This is a genomic window from Streptomyces sp. NPDC046379, assembly GCF_055587785.1.
The window spans coordinates 196,507-216,757 of sequence record NZ_JBVJFP010000004.1; the positions used below are offsets into that span (position 1 = coordinate 196,507).

The following is a 20,251-nucleotide window of genomic DNA, read 5'->3' on the forward strand; positions in this document are numbered from 1 at the left end:
GGCTGCGGTCCGGGTGCGGGACGGGACGGGGGGACATTGGCTGCCCCTGAAGGCAGCACGGGCGTTCCCCGACCCTCGGCGGCGCAAGGGATGTACCGCCAACCGTGCCGCCGGAGGACAGTCCCATGCCTGATTTTCAGTCATTCCGCCGCGCCGGGCTGCCCGTCGCAGCCGCCGCCGCGCTGCCGTTCGTCCTGGCCTCCCCGCCGGCCTCCGCGGTCTCCGGGATCTCGGTGAGCACCAGCGGCTCCACGGTGTCGGTGACGACCAGCGCCTGCACGCAGATCGGGGGCAGCTGGGGCACCGCCTCGCTGCTGAGCAGCGGCCAGTCGAGCTTCGCACAGGGCCGTCAGGTGGCGCTGTCGGGCACGAGCGGCCTCCAGTCGGCCGCCTGGTCGAGCGTCGGCCCCGGCACCTACACGGTCATCGTCCAGTGCTCCAACAACACCACGGCGGGCACCCAGTCCGTCATCGTCTCCTCCGCGCCCGCCACCCGGACCCCGACCGCCACGGCCTCGCCCTCCCGCGGGGTGATGGGCGGCGTCGGCGGCGCCACCGAGGACTACGGCACCGTCACGCTGGTGGCGGGCGGCGTGCTGGCCGGCTCCGGCATCCTCGCGGCGGCCTGGTTCCTGCGCCGCCGCTCGAAGCCGTACCGCCTGTGAGCCCTACGACCGTGCGGCGGGCCCCGCGGCTTCGCCGGCGTGGTCGCCCGGCTTCGGTCCGGCCCCGTCGGCCGGTTTCGGCCCGGGCAGGTCGGCGAATTCCTGCACCGCGTGGGTGAGCCACCGCGTCCAGAAGGTTTCCAGGTCGATGCCCGCCCGCAGGACGAGGTGACGCAGCCGGTCCTCGGGGCCGTCCTTGCCGGGCGGGAAGTCGCGCCGCTCGATCTCCTGGTAGGTCGTCAGCTGACGGCGGTGCAGGTCGAGATGGCGGCGCAGGTCGGCCTCCAGGCCGTCGGTGCCGACGACCGCCGCGGCCCGCAGCCGCAGCAGCAAGGGGTCGCGCTGAGGCCTGGGGTCCTGGGACTCGGCGGTCCAGCGGGCCAGTTCGGCGCGGCCCGCGGGCAGGACCTCGTAGCTCTTCTTCTGCCCGCGGGCCGGCTGCGCCGCGGGCAGGGCGCGGATCAGGCCGTCGGCCTCCAGTCTTCCCAGCTCGCGATAGATCTGCTGATGCGTCGCCGACCAGAAGTAGCCGATCGACTTGTCGAAGCGGCGGGTCAGCTCCAGCCCCGACGACGGCTTCTCGAGCAGGGCGGTGAGGATCGCGTGCGGGAGTGACATGCGGCCATCCTAGGGACGCGCCGCGGCCCCCTACAGGGCCGCCGCCAGTTCCGTGCCCTGCTTGATCGCCCGCTTGGCGTCCAGCTCGGCGGCCACGTCGGCGCCGCCGATCAGGTGCACGCTGCGCCCGGCGGCGAGCAGCTCGTCGTACAGGTCCCGGCGCGGCTCCTGGCCGGTGCACAGCACGACGGTGTCGACCTCCAGGACCGTGCTCTCGCCGTCGACGGTGACATGGAGCCCGGCGTCGTCGATGCGGTCGTAGCGCACGCCCGGGACCATGGCGACGCCGCGGTGCTTCAGCTCGGCGCGGTGGATCCAGCCGGTGGTCCTGCCGAGGCCCGCGCCGACCTTGGTGGCCTTGCGCTGGAGCAGGTGGACGGTGCGCGGCGGCGCGGGCCGCTCGGGGTCGGTGAGGCCGCCGGGCGCACGGTAGTCCATGTCGACGCCCCACTGGCGGAAGTACGTCGCCGGGTCGAGGTGCGCCCGGTCGCCGCCGTCGGTGAGGTACTCGGCGACGTCGAATCCGATGCCGCCGGCGCCGAGGATCGCGACGCGGTCGCCGACGGGCGCGCCGTCGCGCAGGACGTCGAGGTAGCCCAGCACGCTCGGATGGTCGACGCCGGGGATGTCGGGAGTGCGGGGGGTGACGCCGGTGGCGACGACGACCTCGTCGAAGCCGGTCACGTCCGCCGCGGTGACGCGCGTGCCGAGGCGTACGTCGACGCCGTGCGCGTCGAGCCGGTGGCGGAAGTAGCGCAGGGTCTCGTCGAACTCCTGCTTGCCGGGAACCTTGCGGGCGACGTTGAGCTGGCCGCCGATCTCGTCGGCCGCGTCGAACAGGGTCACCGCGTGGCCGCGCTCGGCGGCGGAGACGGCGCACGCGAGGCCGGCGGGGCCCGCGCCGACGACCGCGACGTGCCTGCGCCGCCGGGTCGGGGACAGCACCAGCTCGGTCTCGTGGCAGGCGCGCGGGTTGACCAGGCAGGAGGTGATCTGCCCGCTGAAGGTGTGGTCGAGGCAGGCCTGGTTGCAGCCGATGCAGGTGTTGATGGCCTCGGGGCGCCCGGCCGCGGCCTTGGCGACGAAGTCGGGATCGGCGAGCATCGGGCGGGCCATGGAGACCATGTCCGCGTGCCCGGCGGCGAGCAGTTCCTCCGCGAGGTCGGGGGTGTTGATGCGGTTGGTGGCCACCAGCGGCACCGAGACCTCGCCCATCAGCCGCTTGGTGACCCAGGTGTAGGCGCCGCGCGGGACGGAGGTGGCGATGGTCGGGATACGGGCCTCGTGCCAGCCGATGCCGGTGTTGATGATGGTCGCCCCGGCGGCCTCGACGGCCTTGGCGAGGGCGATCACCTCGGGCAGGGTCGAGCCGCCCGGGACGAGGTCCAGCATGGACAGCCGGTAGATGAGGATGAAGTCCTCGCCGACCGCCTCGCGCACCCGCCGGACGATCTCGACCGGGAAGCGCGTGCGGTTCTCGTAGGAGCCGCCCCAGCGGTCGGTGCGGTGGTTGGTCCGCGCGGCGACGAACTCGTTGATCAGGTAGCCCTCGGAGCCCATGATCTCGACGCCGTCGTAGCCGGCGGAGCGGGCCAGGCGGGCGGCGCGGACGTAGTCGTCGACGGTCCGCTCGACCTCGGCGTCGGTCAGCTCGCGCGGCACATGGGGGCTGATCGGCGCCTGGAGGGGGCTGGGGGCGACCAGGTCGCGGTGGTAGGCGTAACGCCCGAAGTGCAGAATCTGCATCGCGATCCGGCCGCCCTCGCGGTGCACGGCCTCGGTGACGCCGCGGTGCCGCTCGGCCTCCGCCTCGGTGGTGAGCCTGGCGCCGCCCTCGTAGGGGCGTCCCTCGTCGTTGGGGGCGATGCCGCCGGTGACGATCAGGCCCACTCCCCCGCGCGCGCGGGCGGCGTAGAACGCGGCCATGCGCGCGAAGCCGCCGTCGGCCTCCTCCAGGCCGACGTGCATGGAGCCCATCAGGACGCGGTTGGGCAGGGTGGTGAAGCCCAGGTCGAGCGGGCTCAGCAAATGCGGGTAACGGCTCATGGCCCCTCCGTGCGCGGTGTCGTCCCCGTAGTTGTAGAGGACCGCGCACGGTTTATGCAACTAGTTGCACAAGGGGCCGCCCGGCGCCGGCGTCAGCGGCTCTCCAGCCGTACGTGCAGTTCGCGCTCCTGGTCGCCGGAGGCCGTGCTGAGGTCCTCCACCCTGAACAGGGAGTCCAGCGTGGTGCGGAACCGGTCGATCGCCCAGTAGCCGCCCTGCACCTCGGCCTCGACCGAGGCGTTCAGCCGGGCGGGTGAGCCGCCGCTCCCGCCGGCGTCGGAGACGTCGGAGACGTCGAAGGTGCCGAGCCAGACCGTCGGCCGGGTGTCGTGCCACTCCTGCGGTACGTCGTCGGAGCACCGGTCGGAGTCGAAGTGCCGGCACAGGGCGTCGAAGACGATCCGGGCGTCCTCCTTGCTGCATCCGCTCAGCTCCACGGAGACGGATCCCTCGTGCGTGCGCTCGCTGTCCATCGTTGGCTGCTCCTCTCATGCCGCGCTTGCGGTACCCCGGCGGGTTCCCCCGGGACACCGCGCCGCACCTCCCAGAAAACCACCACATTCCGGGATGTACAGCACCGAGCGGACCCGAGAGGAGCGGTACGCCGCCCAGCGGGTCAGCCGCGGGTGAACCGGTAGGTCTTGCTGTCCGTGAGGAGACAGAAGCCCGGCGACAGGACGATCACGCGCAGGGTGCCGGTACGGCGGTCGTAGTCGACGCCCTCCGACTCGAAGGCGCCGGAGCAGCCACTGCGCAGCGGGAGCCGGCGCAGGGCGGTGACGTGGCCGGTGACGTCGCCGGCGCCGCTCGGCTCGGCGGACAGGTCGATCTGGAGCAGCGGCTTGGTCATCCCGAACAGCGTGCCCGCCGGGTCGTCGGAGGAGCACAGCAGCCGGGTGGGCGAGGTGAAGTCGCAGCCCTGCACGTCGCGGACGTCGTGGTCGAGGCGGACCGTGGAGACCTGCGGCAGGTTCGCCGAGGGCGAGGTCGCCGGGTTGACGCCGGGGGTCGGGAAGACCAGGAGCCGGTTCATGGTGCCGTACTCGCCGGCGAGCATCCACTGGCCGCCGGGCGTGATGGCGACCCAGGAGTTGTTCAGCGCCTCGCCGGGGCCGAGCGAGTGGACGTACTCCGACCAGGCGCCGCCCGGCGCCTGCACCCGGAACATCTTGGTGGTGCCCGAGTCGCGCTGGTACGGCTCGATGTAGTGGCCCGAATGGGCGGCGTCCGGGTCGCCGACGTGGTTCCAGCCGCGGGTGCTCACCCCGAAGGGGATGGTGCCGATGCCGGTGTAGCGGTTGGGGCTGCCGGCCGGGACCTCCACGGACGTCAGGCCCTGGCTCTCGGTCAGCGGGTCGGCGCGGTCGGAGCCGACCTCGGTCCAGACGTCGGCCGCGGCGGCGGAGGGCGCGGCGGACAGGACGCCGGCGACGGCGAGGGCGAAGGCGGCGAGGCCGGTCAGCAGGGTGTGGGGACGCGGCCGGGTGCGCAGAGGCATGGGTGTCTGCTCCTCGGTGGGGGGTGAGGTGACGCGCTCGGCGGAACAGTCTGGCCCGAGCCCGTAGTCATGTACAGACCAATAGAGGAACGGGGGCTGTCGGCCTGGTGACCCGGCGTCGCCGCCGCGCCGTCACGGTCGCCGCGGCAGGCACGGACCCCCGCACTCGCTCTGCCGCCGCCCCTCCGTCGCCCTCGTCGTCGCCCTCGTCGTCCCGCGGAGGGCTTCCGGGACCGCTCCGGCCGACGGGTCCGGCCGTGGTGAGGGATGGTGGAGGTGGACGGCTGCGGCGCGCCGGCCGGCAGGCGGAGCGCCGTACGGCCGGGGAGCGGGCACGGGACGGGCGTGCCGTGAGGACCGGCGAGGGCGCGAAGGCGGTGCGTGCGATGGGCGAGGCGGGGCCTTCCCCGGCCGGCGAGGACCGGCCGGGCCGTGCGCCGGTGCGGCCGAGCAGCCTGCTCGACGTGCTCGGCGTGGCCTCGGTGATGCTCGACGCCAAGGGCCGCATCGTGCTGTGGAGCCCCCAGGCGGAGGACCTGTTCGGCTACCCGGCGGACGAGGCGCTGGGCCGTTACGCCGCCCGGGTGATGGTGCACGAGGAGCACCTCGGCCTCGTCAGGGAGCTGTTCGCCGACGTCATGGCCACCGGTCGGCAGTGGGCCGGGGCGTTCCCGGTGCGTCGCAAGGACGGCAGTACGCGGCTGGTGGAGTTCCGCAACATGCGGCTGCTGGACGACCGCGGCAACGTCTACGCGCTGGGCCTCGCCGCCGACCTGTCGACCGTGCGCCGGCTGGAGCAGGACGTCGCGCTGTCGACCCGGATGATCGCGCAGTCGCCGATGGGGCTGGCCGTGCTGGACACGCAACTGCGGTACGTGTCGGTCAACCCGGCGCTGGAGCGGATCAACGGCCGCCCGGCCGAGGAGCACATCGGGCGCTCGGTGCGCGAGGTGGTGCCGATGGTGGAGGCCGGGGCGCTGGAGGCACGGGCCCGCGAGGTGCTGGAGACCGGGGAGCCGGTGCTCGACCTGTCCGTCGTCGGACGCACCGCCGCCGACCCGCGCACCGACCACGCCTGGTCGGTCTCCCTGTACCGGCTGGAGGACGCCCACGGGAGGGTGCTCGGGGTGGCCGCCTCGATCCTGGACGTCACCGGGCCCTACCGGGCCGCCATCGAGGCGGAGACCGCGCGCAGACGGCTGTCGCTGATCGCGGACGCCTCGGCCCGCATCGGCACCACCCTGGACCTGGAGCGCACCGCGAGCGAACTCGCCGACGTCGCCGTGCCCGAACTGGCCGACATGGCCGCCGTGGACGTGCTGGACGCCGTGCTGGCGGGCCGGCGCAGCAGCCTGGGCCCCACGGAGCCCGCGGTGATCCGCGCCCTGGCGGTCCGGGCGCCCGGGGCGCCGAACGCCGCGCAGGCGGCCGACCCGCCGGGGCAGGTGGCCCGCTACGGTCCCGACCGGCTCGTCACCGAGTGCGTGCGCACCGGCCGGCCGGTCCTGGTGGCGCGGGTGGAGCCGGCGGACCTGGCCCGCATCGCCCGCTCCCCCGAGGCCGCCGAGCAACTCGCCCGCGCGGGCGTCCACTCCTATCTCGCCGTCCCGCTCATCGCCCGCGGCGAGGTGCTGGGCGCGCTGGACCTGGCCCGCACCGGCAACCCGCTGCCCTTCGACGAGGACGACGTCCTGCTCGCCCGGGAACTGGCGTCCCGCGCGGCCGTGCAGATCGACAACGCCCGCTGGTACCGGCACGCCCGCGACACCGCCCTCACCCTGCAGCGCAGCCTGCTGCCCAGCCACCCGCCCGTCACCGGCGGCCTCGAGGTCGCCTCCCGCTACCAGCCCGCCGGCGCCGCCACCGAGGTCGGCGGCGACTGGTTCGACGTGATCCCGCTGGGCGGCGGCAAGACCGCGCTGGTCGTCGGCGACGTCATGGGCAGCGGCATCACCGCCGCGGCGACGATGGGCCGGCTGCGCACCGCGACCAACACCCTCGCCTCGCTCGACCTCGATCCGGCGTTGCTCCTCACCCATCTGGACCGGATCACCGAGGGCCTGGACCACTTCATCGCGACCTGTCTGTACGCCGTCCACGACCCCGCGCTGCGGCAGATCCGGATCGCCAACGCGGGCCATCTGCCGCCCGTCCTCGTGCGCCCGGGGCGGGGCTCCGAGCTGCTGGACCTGCCGAGCGGGGCGCCGCTGGGCGTGGGCGGCGTGGCCTTCTCGACCGCCGTGTTCGACCTGGCGCCGGGCGACGAGCTGGTCCTGTACACCGACGGGCTGGTGGAGACCCGGCGCCACTCCCTGGACGAACGCCTGGCGGCCCTGCTGGCTCTCCTCGACGACCCGGCCCGCCCCCTGGACGAGACCTGCGACCTGCTGGTGCGCACGCTCCACCACCCGGACAACCACGACGACGTGGCCCTGCTGATCGCCCGCGCGCGGTACGCGTGCGGCGGGACGGCCGAGGGGTAGGCACGGTGGCGGGCGACCCGGGGAGCCGGGCCGCCCGCCGGTTCCTCCGCAGCCGGGTTCCGCCCGTCCGGCGGGGCCTAGCCCACGGACTCGACCCACTGGCCCCCTCGGTGCACCGGGCGGGCGTCCGGCGGCTCGATCGGCGGACGGCAGCGGACGGCGGCGGTTGTCCCGTGGGTTCCTCACGCGGGTGCGCGGCCCGGGCCGGAGCCGGACGGATGCGGCAGGTGGAGCGCCGGCGCTCCACCTGCCCGGGCCGCGCACGGCCCGGGCAGCCCGGCCGGGCCGCCACGCCCCGCGCCCGCTGCTCGCAGGGCCGGGGCCGGGCGCAGCACGTCCGTGTCGCCCCCCGAGGGCCCGGCAGCCCCGGCCCGGCCCACGGTCGGTCGCCGGCCGTCCAGCGTCCGCCCGCGCCTCCGGCGGACTGCGAGCGGCCCGTGATCCCTCGCTGTCCTCCCGCTCAGCCGCCCGCCCCCTTCCGCCCGCTCACCACATGCGCGTACAGCTCCTCCGAGACCGCCAGGCGCGGGGTCAGCCCCGCCCGGGCGAAGGCGTCCAGCACCGCCGGGGCCTGCCGTTCGCCGGTCTCCGTCAGGAGGCAGCCACCGGGGGCGAGCCAGGCCGCGGCGTCCGAGGCCACGCGGCGGAGCACGTCGAGGCCGTCGGCGCCGCCGTCGAGGGCGGTGAGCGGCTCGTGCTCGCGGGCCTCGGCGGGCAGCAGGCCGACCTCGGCCGTGGGGACGTAGGGCACGTTCGCCGCGAGGATGCCGACGCGCCCGCGCAGCTCGCCGGGGAGCGCCTCGTACAGGTCGCCCCGGTGCACCCGTCCTCCGTGCCCGGCGATGTTGCGGCGGGCGCACTCGACCGCGACGGGGTCGATGTCGGCGGCGTGGAGTTCGACGGGGCCGAGCGCGGCGGCCAGGGCGGCGCCCACCGCTCCGGAGCCGCAGCACAGGTCGACGACGACGGAGGCGTCCGGGGCGAGGGCCAGGGCCTGCTCGACGAGGAACTCGGTGCGGCGGCGGGGCACGAAGACGCCGGGCTCCACGGTGATCCTCAGCCCCCGGAACTCGGCCCAGCCGATGACGAGTTCGAGCGGCAGCCCGGCGCCGCGGCGGGCCGTCATGGCGGCGGCCTCGTCCGGGGTGCGGGCGGCGGAGAGGATCAGCTCGGCCTCGTCGTCGGCGAAGACGCAGCCGGCGGCGCGCAGTGCGGCGGCCACCGAGGCACGGCAGGAGGGCGAGGTGGAGGGGGGAGAGGGTGGCGAAGTGAGGGACATGCAGCCGAAGGCCTTCCGGAATCCGAAGGGCGCTCCCGCGGTCGCCTACTGCCGGCGACCCGCGCCGTCGCGAGGGGAGAGCACCCGACCTGACACAGCGGTAACGGGACTCACCTCCTCGGTTCCTGCGGCCGGGACCGACCACGGCCGGCGGCCACCCTATCCCAGCGGGACGCCGCCGCGGGCGGTCGCCCCACCGCCCGTTACGGTTGAAGGAGTAACCACCGCTGGAGGCACCGCCCGCATGAACGTCACCCGAGGCTTCACCGGGCGCCCGCGCGTCCACGACCCGGGGCTGCCGCCCGGGCAGTACGACGCGGGCGACGACTGGCCCGTCCTGTCCGCCGAGGTCACTCCCGAGCTGGCGCCCGCCGACTGGACGTTCCGCGTCGACGGCCTGGTCGAACAGGAGCGCACCTGGGACTGGGCGCAGGCGCACGAGCTGCCCGCGTCGGCGTACGAGGGGGCCATCCACTGCGTGACGAGCTGGTCGAAGTTCGGCGTCCGCTTCGGCGGCGTGTCCCTGGACGCCTTCCTGGACCGGGTCCGCCCGCTCCCGGAGGCGACCCACGCCGTCGCCTACTCCCACACTGGCTACACCACCAACCTGCCGCTGGCCGACCTCACCGGCGGCCGGGCCTGGATCGTCTGGGAGTACGACGGCCGGCCGCTCGCCCCGGAGCACGGCGGCCCGGCGCGGCTGCTGGTGCCGCACCTGTACTTCTGGAAGAGCGCCAAGTGGATCGCGGGCCTGCGCGTCCTCGACCACGACGAGCCGGGCTTCTGGGAGCAGAACGGCTACCACGCGCGCGGCAACCCCTGGGAGGAGGAGCGGTACTCCGGTGACTGACACGACAGCGGCCTTCACGCCGCCGACCCGGTTCGCGGTGCCCGGCCGCATCGCGGTGAGCAACGCCACGGCGAACGTCTGGCAGCCCGCCACCCTCACGGAGATCCGCCGCGAGACCCCGCGCGTGGCCACGTTCCGGCTCGCCGTGCCCGGCTGGGCGGGGCATGTGCCCGGTCAGCACCTGCTGCTGCGGCTGACCGCCGAGGACGGCTACACCGCCCAGCGCCACTACTCCCTCGCGTCCGCGCCCGACGACTCCGGGCACGTCGAGCTGACCCTGGACCACGTCGAGGGCGGCGAGGTCTCCGGCTGGTTCCACACCCTGGCCCGGCCCGGCGACCGCCTGGAGGTGCGCGGCCCGGTGAGCGGCTTCTTCGCCTGGCCCGGCGACCGGCCCGCACTGCTGATCGGCGGCGGCTCCGGCGTCGTACCGCTGATGTCGATGGTCCGGCACCACCGGGCGCGCGCCCTGTCCGTGCCGCTGCGGCTGCTGGTGTCCGCGCGCAGCCCACAGGACCTGATCTTCGCGCGCGAGTACGGCGCGGAGACCACACCCGTGTTCACGCGCTCGGCCCCGCCGGGCGTGCCGGTGGGGAGGCTGGCGGCCTCGCACCTCGCGCCGCTGCTGGCCGAGCCGCCGGCCGGCGGGTGGGAGGCGTACGTGTGCGGGTCCGACGCGTTCGCCGAGCACGCCTCCCGGCTGCTGGTCGCGGCCGGCCAGCCGGTGGACCGCATCCGCGTCGAACGCTTCGGCTGAACACCCCCGAAGCGCCTTCCGCGCCCGTGCAGGAAGCCTCCTCGACGGGGTACGAGGTCGTGTGGCACTCGTACGCGCGGCGAGGAGGCGGCGGATGCGGACCCTGGCGCCCGGCCGGCGTCGGCGGCCCAACCCCCTGCGCCGCCGGTCGGACGTCGTCGAGGCGTGGACGGTCCTGGCCGTGGCCGTTGTGCTGTTCCTCTGCGCCCCGTGGGCCGGGGCGGCGGTCGGCCGGTGGGCGTACGGCGACGCCCGGGCACATGCGGCGGCCCAGCGGGCGGAGCGGCAGCGGGTCACCGCCGAGGTGACCGGCTGCGCACCCGAGACGCTGCCGCTGTCGCACGGCGGCCCGGGGTACGCCTACCGGGCGACCGTGCGCTGGACGGAGCCCGGCGGTGGCGCCCGGACGGGCGAGGCGCGGGTCCCGGCGGGCACCCGCGCGGGCGACCGGGCCGACGTGTGGTTCGACGCGCGGGCCGCGCGGTGCCGCCGCCCGCGGACGCGGCGGCGGTCTGGCGGCACACCCTGTGCCTGGCCCTCGCCACGACGGGGGGAACGGTCCTCGTCGTCCTGCTCGTCCACGCCGCCGTGCGCCGGGCGGCGGACCGGCGTCGCCTGCGGGGGTGGGATCGGGACTGGGCCCGCGTCGAGCCGGGCTGGTCGCGCAGGGTCTGAGCCGCCGGTCCGCTCACCAGGTGGTCGGCTCTGGCGATCGATCACGGCGGACACGTACGGTGTGATCATTACCAGCTCTCCTGCGCAACAAGGCGGTCACCCATGGCCCTGTTCGATCTCCCGCTCGACGAACTGCGCGAGTACCGCAGCGACTCCACGGAGCCCGAGGACTTCGACGCCTTCTGGTCCAAGACGCTCCAGGAGGCCCGCTCGTTCGACCTGGACGCCCGGTTCGAACCCGTCGACACGGGCCTGTCCACGGTGCGGGTCTTCGACGTGACGTTCGCCGGTTACGGCGGCCACCCGGTGAAGGGCTGGCTGCGGCTGCCCGCCGGGGCCGAGGAACCGCTGCCGCTCGTCGTGGAGTTCGTCGGCTATGGCGGCGGGCGCGGGCTGCCGCACGAACACCTGCTGTGGGCGTCGACGGGCCGGGCTCACTTCATGATGGACACCCGCGGCCAGGGCAGCGCCTGGGGCGGCGGTGGCGGCACCCCCGACCCGGTCGGCGGCGCCCCCTCCTACCCCGGTTTCATGACGCGCGGCATCGACGCGCCCGAGAACTACTACTACCGGCGGGTGTTCACGGACGCGGTGCGCGCGGTGGAGGCGGCCCGCTCGCACCCCCTGGCCGACGCGTCTCGCACGGTGGCGCTCGGCGCGAGCCAGGGCGGCGGCATCTCGATCGCGGTCGGCGGGCTCGTCCCCGACCTGACCGCCGTCCTGCCGGACGTGCCGTTCCTGTGCGACTTCCCGCGCGCGACGACGACGACCGACCGCCACCCGTACCGGGAGGTCGGCCTCTACCTCAAGACGCACCGGGGCCGCACCGCGGAGGTGCAGCGCACCCTGTCGTACTTCGATGGCGTGCACTTCGCCGCGCGCGGCCGGGCGCCCGCCCTGTTCTCGGCGGCGCTGGAGGACCAGACCTGCCCGCCGTCCACGGTCTTCGCCGCCTTCAACGCCTGGGCGCACGAGGAGAAGGCGATCGAGGTGTACGAGTTCAACGACCACGAGGGCGGTGGCCCCTTCCAGGAGGCCGCGCGGATGCGCTGGCTGCGGTCGTACATCTGACCGCCGCGGATCCCGCGGGGCGCCCCCGGCCGGCCGGTCCCGGGGCGTCCGCCCACTTCCCTCCAGTCCGACCAGTCGGTACGTTCGGTGCGCCCGGTGCGCGCCACGGCGGACCGGTGCGGCCGACGGACGGCGGACGAGAGACGAGGGAGGGGCCGTGTCCGAGCGCGAACCGGTCATCGAGGGCCACTGCGACAGCCGTTTCGCTGCGGTGCGCGAGGCGTTCGAGCAGAACTTCCGCGAGCGGGACGAGCTGGGCGCGGCGGTCGCCGTCACGGTCGACGGGGTGACGGTGGCCGACCTGTGGGGCGGCTGGGCCGACCGGGGGCGCACCCGTGCCTGGGAACGCGACACGCCGGTCAACGTGTGGTCGACGTCGAAGGGGCCGACGGCGCTGTGCGCGCACATCCTGGCCGACCGGGGGCTGCTCGACCTCGACGCGCCGGTGGCGGCGTACTGGCCCGAGTTCGCGGCGGCCGGCAAGGAGAGGGTGCTCGTACGGCATCTGCTGTCGCACCGCGCCGGGCTGGCCGGGCTGCGGGAACCGCACTCGTTCGCCGACCTGTGCGACTGGGAGACCACGACGGCCCGGCTGGCGGCGACGGAGCCCTGGTGGGAGCCGGGGACGCGGTCGGGGTACCACGCGCTCACCTACGGTCACCTGGTCGGCGAGGTGGTGCGGCGGATCTCCGGGCTGCTGCCGGGCGCGTTCCTGGCGCGGGAGGTGACCGGGCCGCTCGGCGTCGACTTCACCATCGGCCTGCCGGAGAAGGATGCGGGCCGGGCCGCGGAGCTGGAGCACCGGCGCTCACCGGCAAGCGACGAACGGGCGGCGGCCTACGGGCAGTTGCCGCCCGTCGCGCTCGCCGCACTGGCCAACCCCCCGGTGGGCGCCGCGGAGGCCAACACGGCGCGGTGGCGGGCCGCCGAGATACCGGCCGCCAACGGCCACGGCACGGCACGGGCCGTGGCCGCGCTGTACGGCGTCTTCGCGGGTCGCGGCACGCACGACGGGCGCCGGATCCTGTCCCCGGAGGCGGCCGAGCGGGTGCGCGAGGGGCAGGGCAGCTGCCGCGACCTGGTGCTGGGCGCCGGACTCGCGCACGAGACCGAGATCGGGCTCGGCCTGTGGCTGAGCGGGCCGCACGGCTCCTACGGGCCCAATCCGCGAGCTTTCGGCCACGACGGGTTCGGCGGCTCCTGCGGGCTCGCCGACCCGGAGGCGGGGGTGTCGCTGGGGTACACGATGAACCGCATGGGCCCGCACATCGCCGACGACCCCCGCAAAATGGCGCTGGTGGAGGCCGTCTACAGCGCCCTGTGACGACCGGCGGGACCGCGCTGTTTCGGCCGAACCGCCGGACCCGGCTTCCGCAGTGGTTTAGACCAATGATAGGTCTAGTGGCGCAATGAGCCCGCACGGCTACGGCACGTCACCACAGGAGGGCCCGGCATGGCCCGCACCACCCCGTCCCCCCGCTCACCCGTCTACTGGCGGATCGCCCGGCAACTGCTGGGCGACCTGCGGGACGGCACCATCCCGCCCGGTGAACGCCTCCCTGGCGAACGGCAGTTGGCGGAGCACTTCGGGGTCAGCCGGACGACAGTCCGGCAGGCGCTCCAGGTGCTGCGCCGCGACGGCCTGCTGACCACCGACCGGCGCGGCACCCACGCCGTGCTGTCCGGGCCGCCGCTCGAACGCCCGGCGTCGCTCGCCTTCCCGGTCGGCGCGCGGACCGGCGAAGAGCAGCGGGCCGTCGACCGGGCCACCGTCACCTGGGAGACGCCTCCGCCGGAGCACGCCCAGGCCCTGCGACTGGCCCCGCGCAGAGCGACGCTGATGCACCGTTACGAGTCGTCCGCCGCCGACGGCCGCGGGCGCCGCAGGGCGGTGACCTCGTTCTCGGCGGTGGCCCTCGCCGAGGTGGAGGAGCTGGGCCGCTACCGCGACCGCGCCGGCGGCACCGCCTCGGCCCAACTGCACCGCGCCTACGACTGGATGCGCGCGGCGGGCCTGACCCTGCGCCACCGCGACGCCATCACTCCGCTGCCCTGCGCCGGGGCCGTGCGGGTCACCCGCCTGGTGCACGACCAGTACGACCGCCCGCTGGAGATCACCGACCTGGTGGTGGACGCCCAGCGGGACGCGCTGGTCTACGAGTTCACAATGCCCGCCCCGCACTGACCGCGCCGCCCGGCTCCGGCCGGCGGCGCGCCTCCACCATCCGCGCCCGCGGGCTGCCGTCGGGCCGCCGTCCGGACTCGGGCAGCGCGTGCAGCCGCACGTCGAACCCGGCGCGCTCCAACTCCCGCACCATGACGTCGAACCGGAGGGCCCGGTAGTACATGACGAACGGGGGGCGCCACACGGCGTTGCGCACCCGCATCACCGCGTCGAAGCCCAACAGCGTCCAGTACCCGCGCGAGAACGTGCGGGGCGGTGCGGCCACCGGGAAGGCGAAGCAGCCGCCCGGACGGAGCACGGCGCGCACGCCGGCGAACAGTCCCGGCAGCTCGCGCGGCAGGAAGTGCCCGAACGCCCCGAAACTGACGACCAGATCGAACGAGGCGGAGAAGGGCAGCGCACGGGCGTCCGCCCGCACCCAGGAGACCTCCGGTCCCCCGGCCGACGGCGCACGCTCCCGGGCGACGGCCAGCATGCCCTCGCTGAAGTCGACGCCCGTGACCCGGCGCCGGCACACCCGCGCCAGCACGTCCAGCCCCGCCCCCGTGCCGCAGCACAGGTCGAGGCCGGAGTCGAACGGGCCGGTCCGGCCGAGCGCCGCGGCGACGGCGTCGAGCACCGTGTCGGGCGTACGGAAGGGCGTGTGGTCGAACTTCGGCGCGAGCAGGTCGTAGCCGCGCTGCACGGACGACAGCGCCTGCACGGCGAGTTCACGGACACTGGGACCCTCGGGGCTGAACACCGGCGTCAGCTTAGGGCCTCCCGCTCGGATCAGGCCGCGGACGCGGGGCCCGGCAGGCGAGAGGCGCACATCACAGCGGCGGTCGGCGGACGTGTGCTAGCGTGCAGGCAGCACTTGTGTACGCCACGTCAAAGGCGCCGGTGCCATTCTCTCCCCCCAGCCCCACCGTCCGCGTTTCCGGCCGGTGCAGTGGCTTCCCCGCACAGGCGCTCCGCGCGCCCGGTGCCTCTCCACGCCGCCCCGGAGGCAAGCCGTACGGACGTGCACCGCACCGTACGCGCGGTGCGCAGCCTCCCGCTCTCGCGGCCGCTCCCCCATCGCATCCCGCACTTCGCGTCTCTCGCGCCCTCCGTCCTCGAAAGGACCGACCCTCGTGACCACCACACTCGAACGCCCTCCCGTCCAGCAGACGCCCGCCGCCCGGGCCGTCGGCGGCCTCCTCGAGATCGACGCCGCCGGCAAGGGCCGGCTGCGGGCGGCGGACCTGATCCCCACGGCCGAGGACCCCCAGCTCCCGGCGGCGCTGATCCGCCGCCACGGCCTGCGCGCCGGCGACCTCGTCGAAGGCCTGCGCACCGGGCGCGACGACGCCCTGACCGAGGTCGGGCACGTCAACGGCCGCCCGCACCACGAGCTGCGCGGCCGTCGCCACTTCCGCGACCTCACCCCGCTGCACCCGCGTGAGCGGCTGCGCCTCGAACACCCCGCCGCGGGCCTCGCCGGCCGCGTCACCGACCTCTTCGCCCCCGTGGGCAAGGGGCAGCGAGGACTCGTCGTGGCCCCGCCCAAGACCGGCAAGACCGTCCTGCTCCAGCAGATCGCCGCGGCCGTCGCCGGCAACCACCCCGAGTGCCGGCTGATGGTGGTGCTCCTCGACGAACGGCCCGAGGAGGTCACCGACATGCGGCGCTCGGTGCGCGGCGAGGTGTACGCCTCGACCTTCGACCGCACGCCCAAGCAGCACATCGCCCTCGCCGACCTCGTGATCGAGCGCGCCAAGCGGCTGGTGGAGGCCGGGGAGGACGTCGTGATCCTCTTCGACTCCCTCACCCGGCTGTGCCGCGCGCACAACAACGCCGCCGCGTCCGGCGGCCGTACCCTCAGCGGCGGCGTCGACGCTGCGGCGCTGACCGGTCCGAAGCGGTTCTTCGGCGCCGCGCGCCTGGCCGAGGAGGGCGGCTCGCTGACCATCCTCGCCACCGCCCTGGTCGAGACCGGCTCCCGCGCCGACGAGTTCTTCTTCGAGGAGCTCAAGGGCACCGGCAACATGGAGCTGCGGCTCAGCCGCGAACTCGCCTCCCGCCGGGTCTTCCCCGCCGTCGACCTGACCGGCTCCGGCACCCGCCGCGAGGAGCTGCTGCTCACCCCGGCCGAGTCGGCCGCCGTGCGCGGTCTGCGCCGCGCGCTGCACGGCCGCGACGGCGAGTCGACCCTGGAGACGCTGCTCCAGCGCCTGCGCGAGACCCCCGACAACGCGGCCTTCCTGCGCCGCGTCCAGCCGACGCTGCCCACGGCCTGACGGCGACACGCCGATCCCGGTACGGCATCCGGGTGCACGCGCCCGGTCCTCGGCCCGGGCAGCGGGGCGCGGATGCCACCCCTTCCTAGCGTGATCCGTATGACGATCGGATTCTCTTCCCGGGTGGCCATGGCGGGATGCGGCCTCTGCCTGACGGGCGCCCTCGCCCTCGCGCCCGCCGCGGCGGCCACCCACGCCGGTGCGGACCCCGGCGCGCCGGGCGGCTCCCGGATGATGGCGCCGCGCCCCGCGCTGCTGTACCGCGCCGGCACACAGGTGCGGCCCCGGCCCGGGGCCCCCGTGGTGCCGAACGTCACCGCGCGAGCCTGGCTGGTCGCCGACGCCGACAGCGGCGAGGTGCTCGCCGCGCGCGACGCGCACCGCAGACTGCCGCCCGCGAGCACCCTCAAGACGCTGTTCGCCCTCACGCTGCTGCCGACCCTGCCCGCCGGCGTCCAGCACCGCGTCACCGGCAGCGACCTGGCCGGCATCGGCCCGGGCAGCAGCCTCGTCGGCGTCGCCGAGGGCGGCACCTACCGGGTCTCCGATCTGTGGCGCGGGGTGTTCCTCAGCTCCGGCAACGACGCCGTGCGCGTCCTGGCCGGGCTGAACGGCGGCTGGCGCGCCACGGCCGCCCGGATGCAGGCCAAGGCCCGCGCCCTGGGCGCCCACGACACCCGGGTCGTCTCCCCCGACGGCTACGACGCGCCGGGACAGGTCTCCTCGGCGTACGACCTGGCCGTCTTCGGCCGCGCGGGGCTGCGCAACCCCGACTTCGCGCACTACTGCGCCACCGTCGAGGCCGGCTTCCCCGGCCCGGGCGGGACGACCTTCGGCATCCGCAACACCAACCGGCTGCTGACCGGCAGCGCCGGCCTGCCCCGCTACCCCGGCCTGATCGGCGTCAAGAACGGTTACACGAGCCGCGCCGGCCACACCCTCGTCGCCGCGGCCCGCCGGGGCGGGCGGACCCTCCTCGTCACCGTGCTCGACCCGCGCCGGGCCGGCGGTCTCGCCGTCTACGAGGAGGCGCGGTCGCTGCTCGACTGGGGCTTCGGCGCGACCGGGTTCGTCGATCCGGTGGGCTCGCTGGACGGTCTGCGCAGCGCCCCCCGTCCCGGGCCCGAGCCGCCGCCCGAGCCGGTGCCCGCCGTCGCGGCGGCCGCCCCGGAGGACGAGCCGGTGGTCGCGACGGCCGCGATCGCCGCGGCCGCCTGCCTCGGCGCGGTCGCCGCGGCCGTGCTGGTGCGCCGGTTCCGGAGGGACAGGGCGGCGGTCTGACCGGCCGGCAGCCACAGCAGCAGGCCGAGCGTGATCCAGGCGTAGGTGTTCGCGCCGAGGAACCCGTCGACGCCCGAGGCGTCGTCGAACCACAGCCAGACCACGCTGGTGCACAGCACCGCGTACAGCGCCGCCGCCACCCGCGGCTGCCCGGCCCGCATTAGCAGCACGAACGAGGGCAGCAGCCACACCAGGTGGTGCACCCACGTGATCGGGCTGACCAGGCAGGCCGTCAGCCCGGTCAGCGCGAAGGCGGCGTACCAGTCCCCGGCCGCGACGGCCCGGCGGGCCCGCCACGCCCACACGAGCAGCACCGTCAGGGCGACCGACGCCCACGCCGCGTGGCCCTCCACGTCCAGCCGGGCCAGCACGCCCTGCAGCGACTGGTTGGAGACGTAGTCCAGCCGGCCCACCCGGGTGGTGTCCCACATGGCGTGCGTCCAGTAGAAGCGCGAGGCGTCCGGCGCGATCAGCGCGGCCAGGCCCGTCGCCCCGGCGGCGACGCCGGTGGCGAGCGCGGCGGCCCGCCGCCGGCCGGCGAGCAGCAGCAGGCCGATGAAGAGCGCGGGCGTGAGCTTGATCGCGGCGGCCAGGCCGATGCCGATCCCCGCCCACCGGCCGCGTCCGGTGCTCAGCAGCCAGGCGTCGACCAGGACCAGGGCCAGCAGCAGGACGTTGACCTGCCCGAAGCTGAAGGTGTCGCGCAGCGGTTCGTACAGCGCGAGCGCGCAGGCGGCCAGGGCGCAGCCGTACCATCCGTGGCGCTTCCAGGCCCGCCCGGTGAGGACCCGCAGCGAGACGGCGAGCGCCGTCAGGTTCAGCAGCAGCGACATCACGACGGCCGCGGTCATCCCGACGAGCGCCATGGGCAGCATGGCGACGGCGGCGAACGGCGGATAGGTGAAGCCGTACACGGTGCCGGGCACCCGGTAGTCGTAGATGCGTCCGCCGTCGTGGATCCAGGTGTGCACGGTGCCGTGGTAGACACGCAGGTCGAACCAGTCGCGCAGGAGCGGCACGGTCGCGGTGAACACCGTCACGGCGACCACCGCGCACACGACGACCAGCAGCCGTCCCCGGTCGGTGGCGGGCGCTCTCATGCCGCCCGCCCGAGGGCCGGGGCCTGCGTCGCCTGGTGGGCCTGCCACAGGACGACCACGCCGAGCGCGCCGCCGCAGACCGCGAGGAGCAGCTGCCCGAGGTCGGCCGGGCCGCCGTGCGGCAGTACGGCGAGCGCGAGCACGCCCGTGACGGCCGCCACCCGGTGCCGCACCGAGGTGTCCGGAGCCGCCGCGGCGATCAGGAACAGCCCCCACAGCGCGTACCAGGGCCGTATCGCGGGACCGAACGCCGCCACCGCCGCGAGGCTCAGGCCGAGGGCGTAGACCGGGCGGGGACGCAGCCGCAGCCAGATGAGCAGCAGCAGGCCTGCGGTGACCGCCAGGCCGATCAGATGCCACACCGGCACGGCCAGCGGCGCGAGGTCGCTGCCGAGGCGTTCCAGGAGGGCGCCGGTGGCGCGGCCGAGGAGGCTGGTGAGCGCCCAGTTGTGCGGCGAGACGGGGGTGTTGAGGGCGGCGATCCAGCCATAGCCGGTGCCGGCGGCGGCCGTCGCGGCGACGGTGGTGGCGGCCGAGGCGAGGGCGGTCACCGCGATCGCCCGGGCGGGGCGGTGGCCGCCGCGCATGCGCAGGACGACGATCGCGGCGAGCCCGAGCACGGCGGGCGCCTTGACCAGGGCGGCGAGCGTGATCAGTACGGCGCCCAGGACCGGCCTGCCGCCGAGCGCCGCGACCAGGCCGACGCCGAGCAGGCCCAGCATCATGGCGTCGTTGTGGGCGCCGGCCACCAGGTGCAGCAGGACCAGCGGGTTCAGCGCGCCGAGCCACAGCGCGGCGGCCGGGTCGGCGCCGCAGTGCCGGGCCAGCCGCGGCAGGGCCGCCGCCATCAGGGCGACGCCCGCCAGCGCCAGCAGCCGCATCCCCATCAGGCCGGCCGGGAGTTCGCCGCTGGTCAGCCCGGACAGGGCGGAGGCGGCGGCCAGGAACACGGGGCCGTACGGGGCGGCGGTGTGCTGCCAGACGGGGGCGACCTCGTCGGCGAGCGGGCCGCCGAGGGTGGACGGCCCGTGGGCGTAGACGTCCATCCGGGCCTCGACCATGGCGCCCTGCGCGAGATAGCTGTAGACGTCCCGGCTGAACAGCGGCGGGGCGAGCAGCAGCGGGGCGGCCCAGGTGGCCAGGACCAGCAGCAGGGCGCGCGGGGTGGGCGGTTGGGGGCCGCGGAGCAGCGGGCCGAGCAGCGCCCAGGCGGCGATCAGCAGGACGACGCCGAAGTAGACGCCGACCAGGCCGAGGGCCGCGCCTGCCGAGGACGGGGAGAGCAGTTCCCGCACCGGGAGGGCTCCGGCCGTCTCGCCGCCCAGCGCGAGGCATGCGGTGCCGGCCAGTCCCAGGATCTGGCAGCGGCGGAGATCGACGGAAGAAGCCATGGCCAACACTCGGTCAGCGTGGCAACGCCGGGTGGCCGGAAAACGACGGGTGCCCTTCCGGCCGGGGGCCGACGTGTTACCGGCGCGTGAG

At 75.3% G+C, this 20,251-nt stretch carries 17 protein-coding genes and 2 pseudogenes; 11 read left to right on the forward strand and 8 right to left on the reverse strand.

Features of this window, described 5'->3' with window-relative positions:
• Positions 1-125: 125 nt before the first annotated feature.
• Positions 126-665 carry a hypothetical protein gene (locus tag ACZ6KF_RS09975; RefSeq protein ID WP_469237993.1) on the forward strand — a complete coding sequence of 180 codons (540 nt, stop codon included), beginning with the start codon at positions 126-128 and terminating at the stop codon, positions 663-665.
• A 3-nt stretch (positions 666-668) separates the two neighbouring features.
• On the opposite strand, the gene ACZ6KF_RS09980 is transcribed toward ACZ6KF_RS09975, so the two are convergent.
• The 4 genes from ACZ6KF_RS09980 to ACZ6KF_RS09995 form a co-directional block, all read right to left on the reverse strand.
• Positions 669-1,283, reverse strand: a complete 615-nt coding sequence (locus ACZ6KF_RS09980) for a PadR family transcriptional regulator (RefSeq protein ID WP_356636362.1) — start codon at positions 1,281-1,283, stop codon at positions 669-671.
• Positions 1,284-1,313: 30 nt separating this feature from the next.
• Positions 1,314-3,329, reverse strand: a complete 2,016-nt coding sequence (locus ACZ6KF_RS09985; protein WP_469237995.1) for an FAD-dependent oxidoreductase — start codon at positions 3,327-3,329, stop codon at positions 1,314-1,316.
• A 92-nt stretch (positions 3,330-3,421) separates the two neighbouring features.
• Positions 3,422-3,802 carry a hypothetical protein gene (locus tag ACZ6KF_RS09990; RefSeq protein ID WP_356636366.1) on the reverse strand — a complete coding sequence of 127 codons (381 nt, stop codon included), beginning with the start codon at positions 3,800-3,802 and terminating at the stop codon, positions 3,422-3,424.
• Between the two features lie 143 nt (positions 3,803-3,945).
• Positions 3,946-4,827: a hypothetical protein gene (locus ACZ6KF_RS09995; protein WP_356636368.1), complete on the reverse strand. Its 882-nt coding sequence runs from the start codon at positions 4,825-4,827 to the stop codon at positions 3,946-3,948.
• Positions 4,828-5,213: 386 nt separating this feature from the next.
• Between ACZ6KF_RS09995 and ACZ6KF_RS10000 the strand changes: the two genes are divergently transcribed.
• On the forward strand, positions 5,214-7,310 hold the full coding sequence (locus ACZ6KF_RS10000; RefSeq protein ID WP_469179002.1) for a SpoIIE family protein phosphatase: 2,097 nt from the start codon (positions 5,214-5,216) through the stop codon (positions 7,308-7,310).
• Positions 7,311-7,770: 460 nt separating this feature from the next.
• On the opposite strand, the gene ACZ6KF_RS10005 is transcribed toward ACZ6KF_RS10000, so the two are convergent.
• Complete coding sequence (locus ACZ6KF_RS10005; RefSeq protein ID WP_469237997.1) at positions 7,771-8,589, reverse strand: putative protein N(5)-glutamine methyltransferase; 819 nt, start codon at positions 8,587-8,589, stop codon at positions 7,771-7,773.
• Positions 8,590-8,833: 244 nt separating this feature from the next.
• Between ACZ6KF_RS10005 and ACZ6KF_RS10010 the strand changes: the two genes are divergently transcribed.
• The 7 genes and pseudogenes from ACZ6KF_RS10010 to ACZ6KF_RS10040 all read left to right on the forward strand — a co-directional run bounded on the left by ACZ6KF_RS10010 (position 8,834) and on the right by ACZ6KF_RS10040 (position 14,127).
• A complete protein-coding gene (locus ACZ6KF_RS10010; RefSeq protein WP_469237999.1) occupies positions 8,834-9,439 on the forward strand; it encodes a sulfite oxidase-like oxidoreductase in 606 nt (201 codons plus the stop codon).
• Entirely contained in the window at positions 9,432-10,196 is a 765-nt protein-coding gene (locus tag ACZ6KF_RS10015; protein WP_356635054.1) for a ferredoxin reductase, read from the forward strand. The genes ACZ6KF_RS10010 and ACZ6KF_RS10015 overlap by 8 nt, the downstream gene beginning before the upstream one ends.
• Positions 10,197-10,290: 94 nt before the next feature.
• Positions 10,291-10,644: pseudogene (locus ACZ6KF_RS10020) on the forward strand (Rv1733c family protein); the annotation flags it as partial.
• Positions 10,645-10,655: 11 nt separating this feature from the next.
• Positions 10,656-10,871 (forward strand): hypothetical protein, encoded by a 216-nt coding sequence (locus ACZ6KF_RS10025; RefSeq protein ID WP_469238156.1) that lies wholly within the window; start codon positions 10,656-10,658, stop codon positions 10,869-10,871.
• 102 nt (positions 10,872-10,973) lie between these two features.
• A complete protein-coding gene (locus ACZ6KF_RS10030; RefSeq protein ID WP_356635058.1) occupies positions 10,974-11,942 on the forward strand; it encodes an acetylxylan esterase in 969 nt (322 codons plus the stop codon).
• Positions 11,943-12,099: 157 nt separating this feature from the next.
• The gene (locus ACZ6KF_RS10035) at positions 12,100-13,266 is read left to right on the forward strand and encodes a serine hydrolase domain-containing protein (RefSeq protein ID WP_469238001.1); all 1,167 of its coding nucleotides are present in this window, start codon (positions 12,100-12,102) and stop codon (positions 13,264-13,266) included.
• A 129-nt stretch (positions 13,267-13,395) separates the two neighbouring features.
• Positions 13,396-14,127 (forward strand): GntR family transcriptional regulator, encoded by a 732-nt coding sequence (locus ACZ6KF_RS10040; RefSeq protein WP_469159359.1) that lies wholly within the window; start codon positions 13,396-13,398, stop codon positions 14,125-14,127.
• Here ACZ6KF_RS10040 and ACZ6KF_RS10045 read toward each other — a convergent pair.
• Positions 14,105-14,869, reverse strand: a complete 765-nt coding sequence (locus ACZ6KF_RS10045; protein WP_469159360.1) for a class I SAM-dependent methyltransferase — start codon at positions 14,867-14,869, stop codon at positions 14,105-14,107. The genes ACZ6KF_RS10040 and ACZ6KF_RS10045 overlap by 23 nt on opposite strands.
• A 373-nt stretch (positions 14,870-15,242) precedes the next feature.
• On the opposite strand from ACZ6KF_RS10045, the gene rho reads away from it, so the two are divergent.
• Positions 15,243-16,388 (forward strand): transcription termination factor Rho, encoded by a 1,146-nt coding sequence (gene rho, locus ACZ6KF_RS10050; RefSeq protein ID WP_469238003.1) that lies wholly within the window; start codon positions 15,243-15,245, stop codon positions 16,386-16,388.
• Positions 16,389-16,622: 234 nt separating this feature from the next.
• Positions 16,623-17,321: pseudogene (locus tag ACZ6KF_RS10055) on the forward strand (D-alanyl-D-alanine carboxypeptidase family protein); the annotation flags it as partial.
• Between the two features lie 86 nt (positions 17,322-17,407).
• Here ACZ6KF_RS10055 and ACZ6KF_RS10060 read toward each other — a convergent pair.
• Entirely contained in the window at positions 17,408-18,769 is a 1,362-nt protein-coding gene (locus tag ACZ6KF_RS10060; RefSeq protein WP_469238005.1) for a glycosyltransferase 87 family protein, read from the reverse strand.
• On the reverse strand, positions 18,766-20,160 hold the full coding sequence (gene mptB, locus ACZ6KF_RS10065; RefSeq protein ID WP_469238007.1) for a polyprenol phosphomannose-dependent alpha 1,6 mannosyltransferase MptB: 1,395 nt from the start codon (positions 20,158-20,160) through the stop codon (positions 18,766-18,768). The genes ACZ6KF_RS10060 and mptB overlap by 4 nt, the downstream gene beginning before the upstream one ends.
• Positions 20,161-20,251 lie beyond the last annotated feature (91 nt).